17 protein-coding genes are annotated in these 16937 nt (G+C 28.7%); all 17 read right to left on the bottom strand.

Going from position 1 to position 16937, the window contains the following annotated elements; translation table 11 throughout:
- Positions 1-3: 3 nt before the first annotated feature.
- Complete coding sequence (locus MARPI_RS01335; protein ID WP_014295793.1) at positions 4-1143, bottom strand: GspE/PulE family protein; 1140 nt, start codon at positions 1141-1143, stop codon at positions 4-6.
- On the bottom strand, positions 1133-2245 hold the full coding sequence (gene ftsZ, locus MARPI_RS01330) for a cell division protein FtsZ (RefSeq protein ID WP_014295792.1): 1113 nt from the start codon (positions 2243-2245) through the stop codon (positions 1133-1135). Before ftsZ ends, MARPI_RS01335 begins: the two co-directional genes overlap by 11 nt.
- On the bottom strand, positions 2235-3551 hold the full coding sequence (locus MARPI_RS01325; RefSeq protein WP_014295791.1) for a cell division protein FtsA: 1317 nt from the start codon (positions 3549-3551) through the stop codon (positions 2235-2237). The genes ftsZ and MARPI_RS01325 overlap by 11 nt, the downstream gene beginning before the upstream one ends.
- Before the next feature lie 11 nt (positions 3552-3562).
- Entirely contained in the window at positions 3563-4036 is a 474-nt protein-coding gene (locus MARPI_RS01320; RefSeq protein WP_014295790.1) for a DUF4894 domain-containing protein, read from the bottom strand.
- 1 nt (position 4037) lies between these two features.
- Positions 4038-5966 (bottom strand): DNA gyrase/topoisomerase IV subunit B, encoded by a 1929-nt coding sequence (locus tag MARPI_RS01315; RefSeq protein ID WP_014295789.1) that lies wholly within the window; start codon positions 5964-5966, stop codon positions 4038-4040.
- Positions 5963-6262, bottom strand: a complete 300-nt coding sequence (locus MARPI_RS01310; protein ID WP_014295788.1) for a DciA family protein — start codon at positions 6260-6262, stop codon at positions 5963-5965. Before MARPI_RS01310 ends, MARPI_RS01315 begins: the two co-directional genes overlap by 4 nt.
- 1 nt (position 6263) lies before the next feature.
- Positions 6264-7085 (bottom strand): aminotransferase class IV, encoded by an 822-nt coding sequence (locus MARPI_RS01305; RefSeq protein ID WP_014295787.1) that lies wholly within the window; start codon positions 7083-7085, stop codon positions 6264-6266.
- On the bottom strand, positions 7075-8367 hold the full coding sequence (gene mtaB, locus MARPI_RS01300; RefSeq protein ID WP_014295786.1) for a tRNA (N(6)-L-threonylcarbamoyladenosine(37)-C(2))-methylthiotransferase MtaB: 1293 nt from the start codon (positions 8365-8367) through the stop codon (positions 7075-7077). The genes MARPI_RS01305 and mtaB overlap by 11 nt, the downstream gene beginning before the upstream one ends.
- Before the next feature lie 2 nt (positions 8368-8369).
- On the bottom strand, positions 8370-8822 hold the full coding sequence (locus tag MARPI_RS01295; protein WP_014295785.1) for a CBS domain-containing protein: 453 nt from the start codon (positions 8820-8822) through the stop codon (positions 8370-8372).
- Complete coding sequence (locus tag MARPI_RS01290) at positions 8822-9778, bottom strand: 1-phosphofructokinase family hexose kinase (protein WP_014295784.1); 957 nt, start codon at positions 9776-9778, stop codon at positions 8822-8824. Before MARPI_RS01290 ends, MARPI_RS01295 begins: the two co-directional genes overlap by 1 nt.
- 71 nt (positions 9779-9849) lie before the next feature.
- A complete protein-coding gene (gene murJ, locus MARPI_RS01285) occupies positions 9850-11349 on the bottom strand; it encodes a murein biosynthesis integral membrane protein MurJ (protein WP_014295783.1) in 1500 nt (499 codons plus the stop codon).
- 54 nt (positions 11350-11403) lie between these two features.
- Positions 11404-11778, bottom strand: a complete 375-nt coding sequence (locus MARPI_RS01280; RefSeq protein WP_041638713.1) for a CoA-binding protein — start codon at positions 11776-11778, stop codon at positions 11404-11406.
- 14 nt (positions 11779-11792) lie between these two features.
- Positions 11793-12701 (bottom strand): AEC family transporter, encoded by a 909-nt coding sequence (locus tag MARPI_RS01275; RefSeq protein WP_014295781.1) that lies wholly within the window; start codon positions 12699-12701, stop codon positions 11793-11795.
- Between the two features lie 4 nt (positions 12702-12705).
- The gene (locus MARPI_RS10585; RefSeq protein WP_050899147.1) at positions 12706-13893 is read right to left on the bottom strand and encodes a L,D-transpeptidase family protein; all 1188 of its coding nucleotides are present in this window, start codon (positions 13891-13893) and stop codon (positions 12706-12708) included.
- Positions 13820-15028: a bifunctional phosphopantothenoylcysteine decarboxylase/phosphopantothenate--cysteine ligase CoaBC gene (gene coaBC / locus MARPI_RS01265; RefSeq protein ID WP_014295779.1), complete on the bottom strand. Its 1209-nt coding sequence runs from the start codon at positions 15026-15028 to the stop codon at positions 13820-13822. The genes MARPI_RS10585 and coaBC overlap by 74 nt, the downstream gene beginning before the upstream one ends.
- Positions 15009-16415: a glutamate--tRNA ligase gene (gltX, locus tag MARPI_RS01260; RefSeq protein ID WP_014295778.1), complete on the bottom strand. Its 1407-nt coding sequence runs from the start codon at positions 16413-16415 to the stop codon at positions 15009-15011. The genes coaBC and gltX overlap by 20 nt, the downstream gene beginning before the upstream one ends.
- The gene (locus tag MARPI_RS01255) at positions 16412-16936 is read right to left on the bottom strand and encodes a TIGR00725 family protein (RefSeq protein WP_014295777.1); all 525 of its coding nucleotides are present in this window, start codon (positions 16934-16936) and stop codon (positions 16412-16414) included. The genes gltX and MARPI_RS01255 overlap by 4 nt, the downstream gene beginning before the upstream one ends.
- Position 16937: the final 1 nt, after the last annotated feature.

Genomic DNA, 16937 nt, shown 5'->3' with positions numbered 1-16937 from the left:
ATATCATCCCCCTATGCTAGTGATGAATTGATTGTATTCTTCTGTATCTATTTTTCCCTGAATTAATAATCTATTTAGCTGAATTTCTGGTGATATATAAAAAATGGAGTTTTTAATTTCATCTATTTTGTTAGAAAGAATCATTTGTTTTGTATACTCATTTATGTGAAGGATTTCGAAAACAGGAATTATGTCAGAGTATCCAGTGTATTTACAGGTTTCGCACCCTTTTTTATTACAAGAACAAAGTATTTTTACAAATCGCTGATTGTAGATAATTTTTAAAGTGTCAAGAAGATATGATTTATTTAATCCTAATAATTCTAATCGTTGAATTGCATTAAATACATTATTTGCGTGAATTGTTGAAAATACATAATGTCCAGTCATTGCTGATTCAAGAGTTAGCTTTGCAAATTCATCTGTTCTTATTTCTCCAGTCATTATTATGTCTGGATCATGACGTAATATATTTTTTAATATAGAAGTTTTTTGAGAATCATTTTTTATTTCAATTTGTTCTGCACCGGGAATTATATATTCTAAGGGATTTTCGATAGTTATTATTTTTTTAGTTTTTTCTTTTAAAAGTTGAAGTATTATAAAGGCTAATGAGGTTGTTTTTCCGCTACCTGTTGGCCCTGAAAAAATAATTAAACCATCTTTATGTAATTTTATTGACTCAATACTTTTTAAGAATTCTTCAGGATATTTAAGATTTTCTATTGTTAAGTCATTTATTGTTTTTAATTTCCTGATTACACAATTTGTTCCGTAATTATTGTTTATCAATGAAACTCTAAAATAATTATTCAAAAAAGTAAAGGACCCATCTGCTGGATCCCTATTATTTATTATGTCTATTTTACTCATTATCTGTATTTTTGTTAATATTTTCTTATATTCATCTTTTTCGAGTTCTGATAATTTTATTAATTCAGTATTATATCTATAATATATTGTTACACATGATTTTTTAGAAGAAAAGTGAAGATCACTTATATTGTTATTTAATAAATACATCATTATATCTTCAAATGAAGATAATCTTGAGGAATTTGTATCTTCAGTTTTTTTGAAAAAATCCACAGTTGAATTTGTAAATAATTGTTCAATAGCAAGTTTTTCCAGTTTACTCTTCATAATCTCCCTGCTGAGCTTCAAGATATTTTTCTAATTTTATTCGTTCTTCATTTGCAACATTGTTTCCAAATAACCTATATACTGCAGGTATTTCGTAAATGTTTTCACCATCATATTCGTTCATGATTTTGTTGTAGCCAGCTGCAACAATAGTTACTTTTAATTCATCTGGTTGCATATCTTCAACTTCAGTAATTCCGTATTTTAAATTTACTTCATCTGTTGAGTAAGAATGAAGTATAGAAGTTACTATTTTTAAATCTTTTAATGTAGGATTTTTACCAGATACATTAACTAATGCTGCTGTTGCATTTTGAACAGAATTTTCAAGGAATTTAGAGTTTAAAGCGTTTTTAGCTGCTTCTTCTGCTCTGTTATCGCCTTTTCCCCAACCTATACCAAGCATTGCTGAACCTCTTCTTTTTAATACTGATTCAACGTCAGCAAAGTCTGTATTAACAAGACCTTTTTTGGTAATTAAGTCTGAAATACCTGTGATACCCTGGTATAATATGTCATCAGCTTTAGCAAATGCCTGTCTAATTGGGATATCATCATTGTCTTCAAGTAATTTGTCATTTGATATTTTTATTAATGTGTCTACATATGGTTTTAATTTGTTTAAACCTCTGTTTGCGATTTTTTGTTTTGTAGAACCTTCAAAGTGGAAAGGTATTGTAACTACAGCAACAGTTAATATTCCTAATTCTCTTGCAACTCTTGCAATTACAGGAGAGGCACCGGTACCTGTTCCACCACCTAAGCCAGCAGTGATAAATAACAGGTCAGTTCCCTGAATCATTTCACGTATTTCATCAATACTTTCTTCGGCAGCCTTTTCTCCTTTATCAGGATTTCCACCAGCCCCAAGTCCTCTGGTAAGTTCTTTACCAAGTTGAAGTTTGAATTTTGCACTGCTTGCTTCAAGGACCTGAACATCTGTATTAGCTGCGATAAGGTCAACATCTTTTACACCAAGACGAACCATTCGTTCTATGGCATTATTTCCAGCGCCGCCGACCCCCATTACTTTTATTACATATTTAGGTCTTTTATGGAAAATTTCTTTATTTTCATCTGGCATAGGTAAATTAAATGGCATCTTCATTACCCCCTAACAGGATTCTACCTAATTTTGCGAAGAATCCACTCTTTTTTTCCTGTTTTTCTTGAATTCTTGGATTATTTTCAATTATATTTTCTTCAGATTCTTCTATGTATAATTTTGGAATATTTGTACCGCTAAAATATAGGTTAATTGTACCAATAAGTGGTGCAAAAAGAGGATCTTTGTAAATTTCTTCAGCATTTTCAATATAGAAATTGGATGAATTGTTTACTGCAATACCCAATCTTGTTTGCAATCCCATAAAATCGGATATTGTTTTTTCTATGTTTTTGATTCTTGCGCCTCCGCCTGTATGAACAACTCCAGCCTGTAATCCTCCAGCAATTTCAACAGTGTTTTCATACTCTAATTTTGCAAGATCGCTGTTTAATTTGTTTATGATTTCTCTTACTCTTGCAAATACAATTTTGTTTAAAAGATTTTGTGTTGTATATTCATAGTGATCACCAACAAGGCTTAAATAATCAATCTTTTTAACAGCTTTTGTATCCTGAAGACATACAGCATGGTCTTCTAAAAGCCTAAGAGCCTCTTTTTCAGAAGTTTTTAATACGTGCATTATATCTTTTAATACATATTCCACACCAACTTCAAAGTCAAGATAGAATTTTGGTATTCCATCTTTGAATAAAAGCATACGTGCTTTTGAATGACCTAAATCAATTATTCCAACTCCTAAGTTTCTATCTGATGTATTGGTTACACCATATGCTGCTGCAAGTGTCGAATCGTATATAGGGATTTCTCCTTCGATTAGATTTTTTATTGTATTTCTAATAGGTGCAAACGAGTTTTCTGGTACCCATACAACATTTATTGTTGAGTTTAATGAGTAATTTGCTACAAATGCAACAGGGTTTTTAACTCTTTTTTCGTCAACTTCGAAATCTACAAATTTTATATCTAATACTTCTTTATTGGATTCAGAATATTTTTGCTGTATATTTGCTTTTATCTTTTCAAGATCCATTTCTGTTATTTCTTTTGGTTCTGTGAATTCAAGTGTATAATTTTCTCTTGATATTTTTAATTCGTTTGTTGCATATGAAATTATTATTTCTATTTCTCTTGCTTTACTATTTTCCCCTTCAAGTGAGTATATAACATTTTCTATCTTTTTTCTTAATGATTTTACATCCTGTATTTGTCCTTTGACGATTCCTTCAGCACGTTCTATTGCACTTGATATTAACTGAAAATTACCTCTATTTTCTTCAATTGCGATTCCTTTTACATAGTAATTTCCAATATCGATAGCATAAATTACCTTTTTGGCCATTTTAATCCCTCCTAATAAATGCTGATTAAACTACCACCAGAGAGTAAATAATAACTTCCCGGTTCATATTTTTCAAGTTTTTTTAATGTTTGATTTAAATAATTTACAACTTCATCCCATGAGTTATAAAATATTTTGTATTCTGGATTTATATATATAATTTTATTTTTAAAATCTATAGTAGATATATAATTTAATTCGTCAAGAGTCAATTTGTTTATTTTATCTTTGTATTTTAAGAAGTCATTATATTCTATGTTTGGAAAACCTAAAATAGGAATATCAGATATTTTAAAAATATAACCATTTTTGTTTAGTAAAAAATACCTATGATTTATCTCTACAACGCATATTGGCTGAGATATATTATCTAATATAGGACGAACAGGTTTAGAAGGGATAATTAAATAAGATAGTATTATATAAAATATTATAAAAACATATAATACTGTTTTAATAAGTATTATCGAACGTTGAACGTTCATCTTAGATGTCTAACTCCTTAACCTTTAATGCGTGTTCTTCAATAAATTCCCTTCTAGCTGAAGGATCACTTCCCATTAAGATTTCAAGAATTTCTTCTGTTTCTACAATATCATCAATATTAATTTGAATTAATTTTCTCTTTTCAGGATTCATTGTGGTTTCCCATAATTGATCTGAATTCATTTCACCAAGACCTTTATATCTCTGAAGTGAATACTTTTTTCCTTCAAATTCTTTTTTTAATTCCTCTAATTCAGCATCTGAGTATAAATATTTTTCAAATTTACCAGATTTAAATTTGTATAGAGGAGGTTGAGCTGCATATATTCTTCCAGCTTTAAGTAATTCTGGCATAAACCTGTAAAATAATGCTAATAACAATGTTCTAATATGAGCTCCGTCAACATCAGCATCTGTCATTATTATTATCTTTCCATAACGTAATTTTGATATATCAAAGTTTTCGCCAATTCCCGTTCCAATAGCCGAAATTATGTTAGCTACCTGTTCATTTTTCATTAATCTTTCAATATCATGCTTTTCTACATTTATTATTTTACCTCTTAAAGGTAATATAGCCTGGAAATTTCTATCTCTTGCGGTTTTAGCATTTCCACCAGCAGAATTACCTTCAACAATAAATAATTCTGATTCATCGAGATTATTTGATGTACAATCTGCCAATTTCCCAGGTAATGGCGAATTTTCAAATATAGATTTTCTTTTTACCTTTTCTCTTGCTTTTCTTGCACTTATTCTTGCTCTTGCAGCTTCTTTTATTCTTTCAAATATTAATTTTGTATCTTTTGGGTGTGAATCAAGATATTTTACTAAATATTCCGCGACTATATCGTTTACAGCTGCTCTAACTTCTTTACTTCCCAGTTTTGCTTTTGTTTGTCCTTCAAAAACAGGATCAGGAAGTTTAATACTTAATATAGCTATTAAACCTTCTCTGACATCTTCGCCCGTAAAATTAGGATCTTTTTCTTTTAAAAATCCAGCTTTTTTGGCATAGTCATTCATTACTCTTGTAAGTGTTGTTTTAAATGCTGATTCGTGTTCCCCGCCTTCTACAGTTCTTATATTGTTAACAAAACTGAATATGTGAGGATAATCGTTTCTTGTATACATCATTGAAAATTCAACTATTATATCTGAAAAGTTTTCGCCACGAGGATTTTTAAAAGAACCTTTTCCAAAAATTGGTGATTCATGAATAGGTGCTTTTTTATTCTTTTTTATTAAATAATCAAGAAATTCAGAAAGTCCTTCTTTAAAAAGGAATTTTTGTTTTTTATTTCTTTTTTCATCTATAAATTCTATTTCGAGACCAGGGTTTAAGAAAGCCAATTCCCTTAATCTATTTTCTATGATTTGACCTTCAACTTCAATATCTCCATTTTCAAAGATTTCAGCATCAGGTTTAAATTTTATATGTGTACCTGTTTTATTCGTCTCACCTAATATTTCTACTTCAGTTACCTTTTTTCCTCTTGAATATTTTTGATAATAAATTTTTCCATTTCTATGAACCCATACTTCTAAGAATTCTGATAATGCATTAACAACAGATGCACCAACTCCGTGGAGCCCACCACTTATTTTATATGTTTCTGTATTAAATTTACCTCCAGCATGTAAAGTTGTAAATACAACTTCAAGAGTGTCTTTTTTTTCTGTAGGGTGTGGACCAACTGGAATACCTCTTCCGTTATCCATTACTTCTATAGTATCATCTTCATTTATTTTTACCATTATTTTGGTACAGAAACCACTCATATATTCATCAACACTATTGTCAACAATTTCATATACAAGATGGTTTAAACCTGCTTTTCCAATTGATCCAATATACATACCAGGTCTTTTTCTAACAGGTTCTAAACCTTTTAATACTTTAATATCTTCTTGAGAATAATGGCTCATCTAACAGCACCTCCAGTAAATTTTATGCTTTTTATCCTGTCTATTTGCAATGAATTATTAATTTCTTTTATTAATTTATTTTTTTTAAATAGAATTTCCTGTTTTATGTAGTTGTTTTCAACATACAAAAAAAGCGTGGAGGTTTTTAAATCTATATCAACCACCTCCACTGAGGTAAAATTATATTTATCTAAAATTGCTGATATCTTATTTTTTATCTCGTCAAGCAACATAATTTTTTTTATAACATTGTTTTTTGAAGATAATTCATATAAGATATCTTTGATTTCTTTCATATTAATCCCAATATTCGTTGTTTTGTATAATAAAGTCTTTCCAGTAATTTATTAATGTTTCAGTTGTAATACCTGGGGCATTAAAGGTAAAATTAGGAACTATTCTTCTTACTGGAACAATTCCTGCACTTGTATGAGTTAAGAATATTTCATCTGCTGATAATAATTCCCATAATTCAATATTTCTTTCTTCAAAGTCTATATTGAAGCTTTTTATAAGGTCGATAACAACTTTTCTTGTAATTCCAGGTAATATACCAGCTGATAAAGGAGGAGTTATAATTACTCCAGCACTTACCATAAATAGATTTGATTTTGTTCCTTCAGTTACATAACCAAATTCGTTTAATACTATTGCATCATAATACACATTGTATTTTTGTCTTAAATATAATCCATAGCCATTTAGAGAAGTTTTTACATAATATGGAATAACGGGATTTTTTGGTTTTCTTTCTCGAGATATTGCCAAAACAACTCCACTTTCTCTTAAATCATCAACTTCATATATCGGCTCAATAAACGCATAAAAACTTTTATTTTTTGATGTGTATTTGTTAATTAATATTTTTATTCTAATGTCTTCTTTGCAATTAAACTTTTTAACTCCTTCAAGAAGAGTTTCTTTTAGTTTATTGTATTCAGGGAATTCTAATCCCAAAAATATGGCAGATTTTTTTAATCTTTCATAGTGAAAGTTAAGGGCAAATAGATTTTTGTTGTATGTTCTAATGGTTTCGTAAGTAGAATATCCGTTAAATATTTCAAAATCTTCACTTTTATATTCAGTACTTTCTATCCATTCTTTTGAATTATAAAACACTTGATATCACTCCAGTATTTTCAATTTTATTTATTTTTACTTTATGAAAATCATTTAAGTTTATACTATTATTTAATATTTTATGGTATATATAATATTCATCATATCCGTAACTGTATTGATTATCCTTTTTTTCTATAAGAATTTCTGGGGTTATACCAGAGTTAATTAATTTTTTTAAATATTGTTCATTTGAATTTTTTATGTATTGTTGCAATTGTTTCATGCGGGCTTTTTTTATTTCACCTGAAATTTGGTGAGGCATTTTTGACGCTTTGGTATTTGGACGTGATGAATATCTAAATGCATGAACTCTTGAGAATGGATATTTATTAATAAATTCTAATAATATTTCAAAATCTTCATTAGTTTCGCCTGGAAAACCAACAATTATATCTGAGGATATGGAAAAAATATCGTTTATTCTAAAAATCATATCGAATAAATTTATTAGATATTTTTCATTATATTTTCTTCCCATATTTTCCAGAACTTTTGTGGAAACATGCTGGAGTGATAAATGTATGTGTTTTTCGAAAATTTTGCTCTCATTGAGAAATTGAATGATATTTTCATTGATGAAATCGGGATATAAAGAACTAATCCTAAAACGAATTTTTTGGGATTGATATTTTTTTTCAATATCCATTATCAGATTTAATAAATTATAATCTGTTCCATAACCATAATAGGTTAAATTGATGCCAGTAATAATAAATTCTTTTACCCCTTTTTTAATAAGAGAATCAATTTTTTTGAATATCTCATCTTTTGAGACACTTCTTATTTTATTTCCTCTTGCGAATATTATTCTACAATATGTACAGAACTCAAGACATCCTTCTTCAATTGGCAGGAAATATCTTGAATAATTATTATAAGGTTTTTGAGGTAGAAATATTTTTTCATTTTTTGAATGCCAATAATCAAGGTCTACAAAGACACCATTTTTATCTATATAATTTTCTATGTATTTTTTTTCAAGGTTTCCTAAGATTAGATCAACACCATTTTCCAGTAATGATTTCGTATCTGTATGTGTGTAACACCCAACAACAACGACTTTGGTATCAGGTTTTTCTCTTTTGGTCTTCCTTATTAATTGGCGAATTTTCCTTTCGGCTTCAGAAGTTACTGTGCATGAGTTTATAATTAATATATCACTCTTAGTTGATTTGTCATATTCAACAATATAATTTAAAGAAGATAATTTCTCACCAATTACTTCACTTTCAGCCTGATTTAATTTGCATCCATATGTAACTATATTAACTTTTTCCAATATTATTCCTCCAAAATACCCTTTGCTGCTAAACTTAAAAGTTTAATTCTTCTTACAATACCAATAAGCCTGTTATCATAATCAACAACAGGAACTATTTTTAAACTCTTTTTTATTATTACATCGGCAACATGTAAAGCTGTGTCGTCATAATAAACTTTTGTAGGATTTTTATCCATTATTTCTGAAACGGGTTTGTTTAAAATATGACCTAATCCTTTTATGAATTGTTGAGAATCAGGGATAAATGAAGTAGATTGCATTAAAGATAAATATCCCGGGATAGAAGCTTTTATTACCATTGATTCGCTTAATAATCCAACGAGGTGAAATTCGGAATCTACAACAGGCAACGCTGAGTATCCATGCCTTTCACATAAAGTTATAAATCTATCTATAGTTACGTCTTCTGCTAAGGAAGTTACATCTTTTAACATAATATCTTCTACTTTCATTATTTCACCTTCTTTACTTCAAAGTAATTTAGATATTTATGAATCTCTTCTATATCTTCAATATACTTTTCGATATGATGAACTTTGGCAATAGCAGTTGCCATACCAAATTTTGCAGCTTCAAGGTAATTATATCCATTCTTTAATATATAATATATAATTCCTGTCATGAAAGAGTCACCAACACCAAATAAATGAGATCTATCAACATTTTCTTCTAATTTGAATAACCAGATTCCTTCAGGGGTTGCAATTATATCTCCTTCAACATGATAACTGAGAACAGCTAATTTTGCGCCATGTTTTATAATATCTTCTGCAGCATATACATAGTCATCCATTTCTTTTAATTCTCTATCAAAATATTTTTTCTCTCTTCTTAAGTCAATTCTTACTACCATAGGACATGATTTTTCAATTGCCTCGTTAAAATGAGGACCATTTGCTTCCATATATGTTGTAACCCCATTTTTCTTTGCAAGTTCAAACATTCTTGCATAGATATCAACTGGTGCATTAGGTGGAATGCTTCCAGAAATTAAAACATGTTCTACAAGAGAAAGTGAATTTTTATATCTTTGAATCATATGGTTAATATCTATTTCCTGAAGTTTTGGACCACTTGAATTAATTTGAGTAATTGTGTGATTTTTCAGGTCCAATATAGCGATATTTTCACGAGTTTCTTCCTCAACAAAAACAAAGTTTGCAGTTATATTTTTATCTTCGAGTAATTTTTCTAAAAACACTCTTCCAACAAATCCGCCTAAAAAACCCAAGGCCATGTTTTCAACGCCTAATTTACTAAGCATTTTTGATACATTGATACCTTTTCCACCAGGTTCCATTACAGAATTAGATGGATTAGAAATTCTAAACATATGTCCGCATTTAAAGTCTTCTACGATTATTTCTCTATCTAGTGAAGGATTTAATGTTACGGTCATTACATCCATAATTTAGCCCCCTCAAAATTATTTGTTATATTCATCTTTATTATACCACAAATGTCAAATTTTGTGAATTTTTAACCATTTTTTTTGAGTTTATTTTTTAGCATTTTTGATATTTCGGTGAAGTATTTACAATTTAGCAAATATGCCGCAACAGCGTATATTATCATTCCTTCAATAACAAGTATAAGTGTGTAGATGTTTGATATATATAATTTCTTTGATATATATAATATTGTTCCCATAATAAATGATGCAATAAAGATTTTTAATACTTCAATTATGTCATTTTTATCAAAATGTGCAAATAAATCCCAACCCAGAATTATCATACCAATCATTCCTGAAATTGATGTTGCCAAACCAATTCCGGCAGTTCCAAAATATTTAGCAAGTATAATATCGAGTATTATGTTAATTGTAACCATTATAAATGAAATTTTTGTTGGTTTTTTGGAGTCTAATTTTGAATAATAATTTCTTACAAGAATACCGTGAATGGAATAGAAAACAATACCAATAGAATATGCAATTAATGTGTAGGCAGTTGCTGTTGTATCATTTGAAGTAAAGCTACCATGCTGATATATTAATTTAATTATTTCTTTGCTTAATATAATTAATCCAGATGCAGCGGGAATTGTTAAAAATAAGGATATGATTATCGCTTCTTTAAACTCTTTTACAAAATTTTCCATATCATCTTTTGCAGATAATTTAGATAATCTTGGAAGAATAACGTTTGCGATGCTCACAGAAAAAATTGCTAAAGGCAATTGATATAATCTTAATGCATATTGAATAGTTGCAACTCCACCTTCTCCAGTCCAGGTTGCAACATTTGTATCCACAATACTATTAATATGAGAAATGGCAACACCAAATAATGCAGGAATAAACATTACCATTATTTCGTTTATATAGTCTTTTTTTATAACAGGATAATATTTAAAATATTTTTTCTTATGTACGTAAATATAAACAAAGAATAATTGAAAAAATCCGCCAAGGAGAAACCCAATTGTTGGACCTAAAATTTTAATAGGAAAATATACAGAAAATAAAATACCTAATATGGTAAAAACATTGGTTATTGCTGGTGATACTCCCGAGATAAAGAAATTGCTTTCATTATGTAAAATACTGGCAAATATCGACCATATGGAAATAAAAGTAATAAATGGAAATGTGATTTTCATTAAAAAGGCAGAAAGGTTTAAATATTCTTTATCTAAACCACTTCCGAGTATTTTAGCAAAAATTGGTGAATAAAAAAATACTAGAATATATAGAGAAAATGTGATTAAAAATAAAATATTTATTGCGGTGCTTGCAAATAGATCAGCCTCTTTTCCTTTTTTTCTATTGTATAAAGGAATGAATACAGTAGAAAAAGCACCTTCAGCAAATATTCTTCTTAGAAAAAATGGAAGAAGTATTGCTATAATATAGGCATCATATTCTCCACTTCTTCCAAAGTAATATGCGAAAAGCATATCTCTGAATAATCCAAGAAAACGACTTACCATTGTGGCAGATGCAAATATTGCGGTGTATTTTAAAATCCCAGACATTATAACAGCCCCTTTTTATTTACTATTATAAAAGAAAGCCCTTTAATAGGGCTTTTATATTGTTTCAACCATTATACATTTATAGAACAGGTAATCAACTTCTGGATCATTTAATGAATCCAAGAATTCTTTGATTTCCTGAGATTCGGCACCTGGTTGATACCAGAATTTTTTAAATCCATTTTTATAAGCCTCTTTTGTAATTTCTAATCCAATTTTAGGCGGGACAACAAAGTTTAAAACATCAACTTCTGGTAATTCATTAACTGATTTATATGTTTTAATTCCTTCTATTTCATCATAATTTGGAGTTACTGGTAATACTTCATATCCTTTTTTTACAAGGTCTTTTAAGATTTTATATCCAAATTTTGATTTATTTGTTGTGGCACCTATTAACGCGATTTTTTTTATTTTTGATATATCTATCATATTAATTCCTCCTAAAGATTAATAAGATAATATAATAATGGAACAGTTAAAATTGATAATAGAGTACTTACAAAAACAAGCAAATTACCTAATGCAGGATTTATCTTTAATTCTTCAGTAATAAATGATACATTCATTCCAACAGGCATTCCTGCTTCAATTACAAATATCGCTCCAAGAATAGGGTCAAATTTTAATAGTTTTACTATAAAAATGGCGAGAACTGGAAATACAATTAATCTGAAAAAAGTAGTTAAAATGGTATCGTATAAATCATAGATTTTAATTTTTATTTTTGATAAAGAAACACCGATGTTTATAAGAATGATCACAATACTTGCATTTTTTATCATTTCAATTGGTTCAGAAATAACAGCTGGAAAGTTATACCAGAATATATTATTTGCACCTAATATCCATCCAATTAAGAATCCCCATAACATGGGTAATTTAACCATATTTAATAATCCTTTTTTTATATTTCCTGTAAGAATAACTATACCTATTGAAAATGAAAGTAATGTCATTGCAATAACGTAAATTACAGCTTTAGCAATATATTCATCTCCAAATAGTGCTCCAACAACGGGATATCCTAAATATCCGCCATTTGAAAACATCAATGCAAAAGATATAATTCCCCATTCAGATTTTATGAGGTTCAATTTTTTTAGGATAAATGGAATTAAAATAGCTAATATAAAAAGGATTATATATCCTGAAAAAAATACTTTCAATTCATCTGATTTTGGTGGATGAGAATTTATTGCTGTAAATGCTAAAACATTTCCTGCAACCCATATTGTAATTTTATTTAGAATTTTATTGTCATATTCTTCAAATGTTTTGCCGAGAATATATCCAATAGAGATTATAATGAAAAGAGGTAATACCTTGAAAAAAGCAAGAGAAAATAACATCTATTCACCTCACTGATTTTATAGCATATACTTCTGTTCCAATTCCTGTTAAAAAGTCGAGAAGTTCAACATCCTGATTAAATAATCTTATGCAGCCGTGAGAAATACGTTTCCCGATTTCCCATGGCTTTGTAGTACCATGAATTCCATATTGTTCTTCTGAGAGTTGTAACCATCTACTTCCAATTCCATTAATTATTGATCCCGGTTTTATGTATTCACCATACCAATATAATGCAGGTTCTTTTTCTTTATACATAATTCTATAATATCCAGGTGGTGTTGCATCGCTTCTTCCAACTGCAGCTGGAAAAGTTAAAACCTTTTCACCAAGATAATATAGATTTAAAATACTTTTATCAAGATCTACCGTAATAACCAAAGGACTTTCACCAAATCGTAATTTCCCTATTTTTAGTAACTGTCCGGAGTATATTTTTTTAGGATCTTTAATATTATTATATAGAACAATTTCACCGGGTTTTACTCCAAATTTTCGGGCGATTTTATATATTGAATCACCTTTTTTGACAAGATAATTGCTTATAAATTCAACTCTATAAGACGCTCCTTTAAGATTAGAAGAACCAAAAAACCAATCTTTTTTAAAGAATTTTATTTTTTTTGAAAAAGAGATTTTATATGTATTTTCATAGGTTATATCGAGAGTGTGAAATCCGTTATCAAGATTTTGTGGAAGATAGAAAATATTATTTTCAGTATTTAATAGTTCAATTTTATTATCAATTTTAATTCCTGTAATTTTGAATTCATTATTTGAATTATTTACAAGAACTCCTTTCCAGCCATCTGGTGTTTCAATTGTTGAAATTTCTGCATTTAAAGGTGTAGAAAAATATTTTAATTTAATAAAATTATGAAAAGTAAGAGTTTTATGACCATTTAAGGAATCAAATTCAATATTGAATGTGAGAATATCGTTTTTTGAAAAATCATTGATATTAATTTTTATTCCTATATACGATGGAGTTGTAGAATATTCAGGTATTACTCTGAATCCACCTGAATAAACGGATACATGCGGATTTATCATTTTTTCTTTTGTAATAAACTTTAAAAATATAATATTGTCATGAAAATCATCAATACTTAGAGTGTTAGCTATTAATAAGCTTTGAAATATAATCAGCAATATTAATAGCAATATTCTTTTTGGTGTTTTTTTCAACATGGGTAACATCTCCCAATTTATTAAGAATATAAACTTCATTATAATCCACATTAAAACCTGTTTCTGCTTTTGATACATCATTTGCAATAATCAAATCGCAATTTTTTTCTTTGAGTTTTTTCTTTGCATATTCAATGAGATTATTAGTTTCTGCGGCAAAGCCCACTAGTAATTGATTTTCTTTCTTTATTTTTCCTATTGTTTTTAAAATATCAGGATTTTTTATTAATTCTAAGGTTATTGAGTCTTTATCTTTCTTTATCTTTTGTTTTGAAGCATTTTTTACTTTGAAATCAGATACGGCAGCTGTCATTATTATAATATTCATATTTTCGTATTTATCTTTTGCTGCTTCTAACATTTCTTCAGCAGTAGTTATATTAATAATTTCTTTTATTAATGGAGAAGGTTTTAAGTTTGTAGGACCTGAAATTAATATTACTTCAGCTCCTCTTAATGCGAATTCTTTTGCAATTTCATATCCCATTTTTCCACTTGATTTATTTGTTATATTTCTTACAGGATCTATCGGCTCAACAGTAGGACCAGCAGTGATTAGTATTTTTTTTCCTTTGAAGTCTTGTGGAGATAAGAATTTTTCTATATATTCCATGATTATTTCATTGTCAGGATATCTTCCTTTTCCTATTTCGCCACATGCAAGATGACCAACTTCTGGTTCAACAATTGTCCAACCATCATTTTTTAAATTTTTCAAATTTCGTTGAAATGCTGGTGAATCATACATTCTTGTATTCATTGTTGGAACTACTATTTTCGCTTTTTTTCTAAAGGCTAAACCTATTAATGAAACAAGATCATCTGAAATTCCATTCGCAATTTTTGCAATTATATTTGAAGTAGCTGGTGCAACAACAAAAACATCGCTTTCCATTGAAAGCTGTGTGTGGGGAATCCAACCATCTTTAACTTCATTAAAGTAATCACTATAAACTGGACAATTTCCAACAGCAGAGAAAACTACAGGTGAAATCATTTTTTTTGCATCTTCTGTCATAACTATATTAAGTTGTGCATTTGTTTTTCTTAATCTTGATGCAAGATCTACTGCTTTGTATATAGCAATTCCGCTACTTACGCCAAGCGTAATTTTTTTATCCTTGAATCTGTTCATTTAAAAACACCTCTGTTTTTTTAAGACGAGAAATTGTTTTTTCTTTTCCCAATACGGCTATTGACTCAAATAATCCCGGAGTCACTAACTTTCCCAATACAGCCCCTCTAATTGTTTGAAATGTGTTCTTTTTGGAAGTGATTTTTAAATCGGCAATTTCTCTTATAGTTTTTTCAACGCTTTCTATTGTATATTCTTGTAATTCTTCAAATTTTGTTATAGTTGTTTTTAAAAGTTCTGGTGCCCATTCTTTTTTTAGAAACTTTTGTATGTATTTTTCATCATAATCATAATTGTCGTTGAAAAAGTTATATGAAAAATCTTTTAATTGTTTTAATGTGTTAATTTTTTCTCTTGAGATTTTTATTACTTCTTTTGAAAAATCTATGTCTTTTTCCAGCATATTAATAAATTCAATATCATTAATATATCCAAGCCATTCTTTAAGTTCAGAATATAATTCTTCTATATCCAATAATCTTAAATGTTTTCCACAAATCCATTCAAGTTTTTCATAATCAAATATAACACCTTTGTTAGAGATTTTTTCCGGAACAAAATTATCTATTTTATCTTTGAAATTAAAGATTTCATCTTCTATTGTCCAGCCCAATAAAGCAAGGTAGTTCATTAAAGCTGATTTTAAGTAACCTTCTTTTCTAAAAAAGTCAACAGTGGTGCCTCCATGTCTTTTGCTTAAAGGTTTTCTGTCATTTCCAAGGATTAAAGGGATATGCATAAATTCTGGAATATTCCAGTTAAAAGCCTGATATAATAATATCTGTTTTTGAGTATTTGAAATATGGTCTTCACCACGAATTACATGAGTAATTTCCATATAATGATCATCAATTACAACGGTAAAATTATATACGGGAATTCCATTTGATCTCAGGATTATAAAATCATCAATATATTCATTTTTAAATTCAATTTCTCCTTTTAAAAGGTCATTGAATCTTACAGAACCTTCTTTATTTATTTTAAATTTTACAACAATAGAAAAATCTTTTGTATTATATTCTTCAGGAAATTCATATGATTTGTGTATAACTTCTTCACCCTTATACACAGCATAATAAGCTTTTTCTTCTTTCAATAATTGATTTATATGTTCTTTATAAATTTCCAATCTTTCGCTTTGTCTATAAGGACCAAAATCTCCCCCTTTATCAGGTCCCTCATCCCAGTCAAGACCACACCATTTCATTGAATCAAGTATTTCATTTTCAAATTCTTTACTTGAACGTTCTAAATCTGTATCTTCAATACGCAGAATAAATTTTCCGTTATTTTTTTTTGCATATAACCAGTTAAATAAAGCTGTTCTAACTCCGCCAACATGTAAATGCCCAGTAGGGCTTGGAGCAAATCTTAGACGTATCATTTTTCAACCTCCATTTTTTTCAATAACTTTTCAAGTTCTTCTATGGTATTTACAGAATAAACTTTTGCTGTTTTTCTATTGTCAAGATATGTATTTTCTATTAAACATTTTTTTATTCTATCAGTCCATCCACCTGTGTTATTCATTAAAATAATAGGTTTTCCGTTTGCATATGCACCCAATAATTCAATGGCTGTACCAATTTCACCACCTATGCTAATAATTACATCAACGCTTTTTACAAGAACAAATGATCTCATTGAAAAATCCAGGCCGGTTTTTATGTGGTAATCTATATATTGATTTCCATCTATTTCCCAGGGAAGAATTCCCACAGTAACTCCGTTGCTTTCTTTAGCACCTTTTGAAACAATTTCCATAATTCCATTTCTTCCACCGCTATATAATATCCATCCATTTTTTGCAATCATTTTTCCAATTTCAAAGGTAATTTCAGAAAGATTTTTAATTTTTTCTTCGGTTAATTCTCCCGAATATCCAATCACTCCAATTTTCAACATT

It is taken from the genome of Marinitoga piezophila KA3 (genome assembly GCF_000255135.1).
In the GTDB taxonomy this organism is placed as follows: Bacteria; Thermotogota; Thermotogae; order Petrotogales; family Petrotogaceae; genus Marinitoga; species Marinitoga piezophila.
Note: the sequence above shows the minus strand (reverse complement) of the source record. Positions and strands in the feature narration are given on the sequence as shown.

Bases quoted from the DNA above. Each gene is read 5' to 3' on its own strand.
- MARPI_RS01335 (WP_014295793.1), bottom strand. From the start codon at position 1,143: ATGAAGAGTAAACTGGAAAAACTTGCTATTGAACAATTATTTACAAAT.
- ftsZ (WP_014295792.1), bottom strand. From the start codon at position 2,245: ATGCCATTTAATTTACCTATGCCAGATGAAAATAAAGAAATTTTCCAT.
- MARPI_RS01325 (WP_014295791.1), bottom strand. From the start codon at position 3,551: ATGGCCAAAAAGGTAATTTATGCTATCGATATTGGAAATTACTATGTA.
- MARPI_RS01320 (WP_014295790.1), bottom strand. From the start codon at position 4,036: ATGAACGTTCAACGTTCGATAATACTTATTAAAACAGTATTATATGTT.
- MARPI_RS01315 (WP_014295789.1), bottom strand. From the start codon at position 5,966: ATGAGCCATTATTCTCAAGAAGATATTAAAGTATTAAAAGGTTTAGAA.
- MARPI_RS01310 (WP_014295788.1), bottom strand. From the start codon at position 6,262: ATGAAAGAAATCAAAGATATCTTATATGAATTATCTTCAAAAAACAAT.
- MARPI_RS01295 (WP_014295785.1), bottom strand. From the start codon at position 8,822: ATGAAAGTAGAAGATATTATGTTAAAAGATGTAACTTCCTTAGCAGAA.
- MARPI_RS01290 (WP_014295784.1), bottom strand. From the start codon at position 9,778: ATGGATGTAATGACCGTAACATTAAATCCTTCACTAGATAGAGAAATA.
- murJ (WP_014295783.1), bottom strand. From the start codon at position 11,349: ATGTCTGGGATTTTAAAATACACCGCAATATTTGCATCTGCCACAATG.
- MARPI_RS01275 (WP_014295781.1), bottom strand. From the start codon at position 12,701: ATGTTATTTTCTCTTGCTTTTTTCAAGGTATTACCTCTTTTCATTATA.
- MARPI_RS10585 (WP_050899147.1), bottom strand. From the start codon at position 13,893: ATGTTGAAAAAAACACCAAAAAGAATATTGCTATTAATATTGCTGATT.
- coaBC (WP_014295779.1), bottom strand. From the start codon at position 15,028: ATGAACAGATTCAAGGATAAAAAAATTACGCTTGGCGTAAGTAGCGGA.
- gltX (WP_014295778.1), bottom strand. From the start codon at position 16,415: ATGATACGTCTAAGATTTGCTCCAAGCCCTACTGGGCATTTACATGTT.
- MARPI_RS01255 (WP_014295777.1), bottom strand. From the start codon at position 16,936: ATGTTGAAAATTGGAGTGATTGGATATTCGGGAGAATTAACCGAAGAA.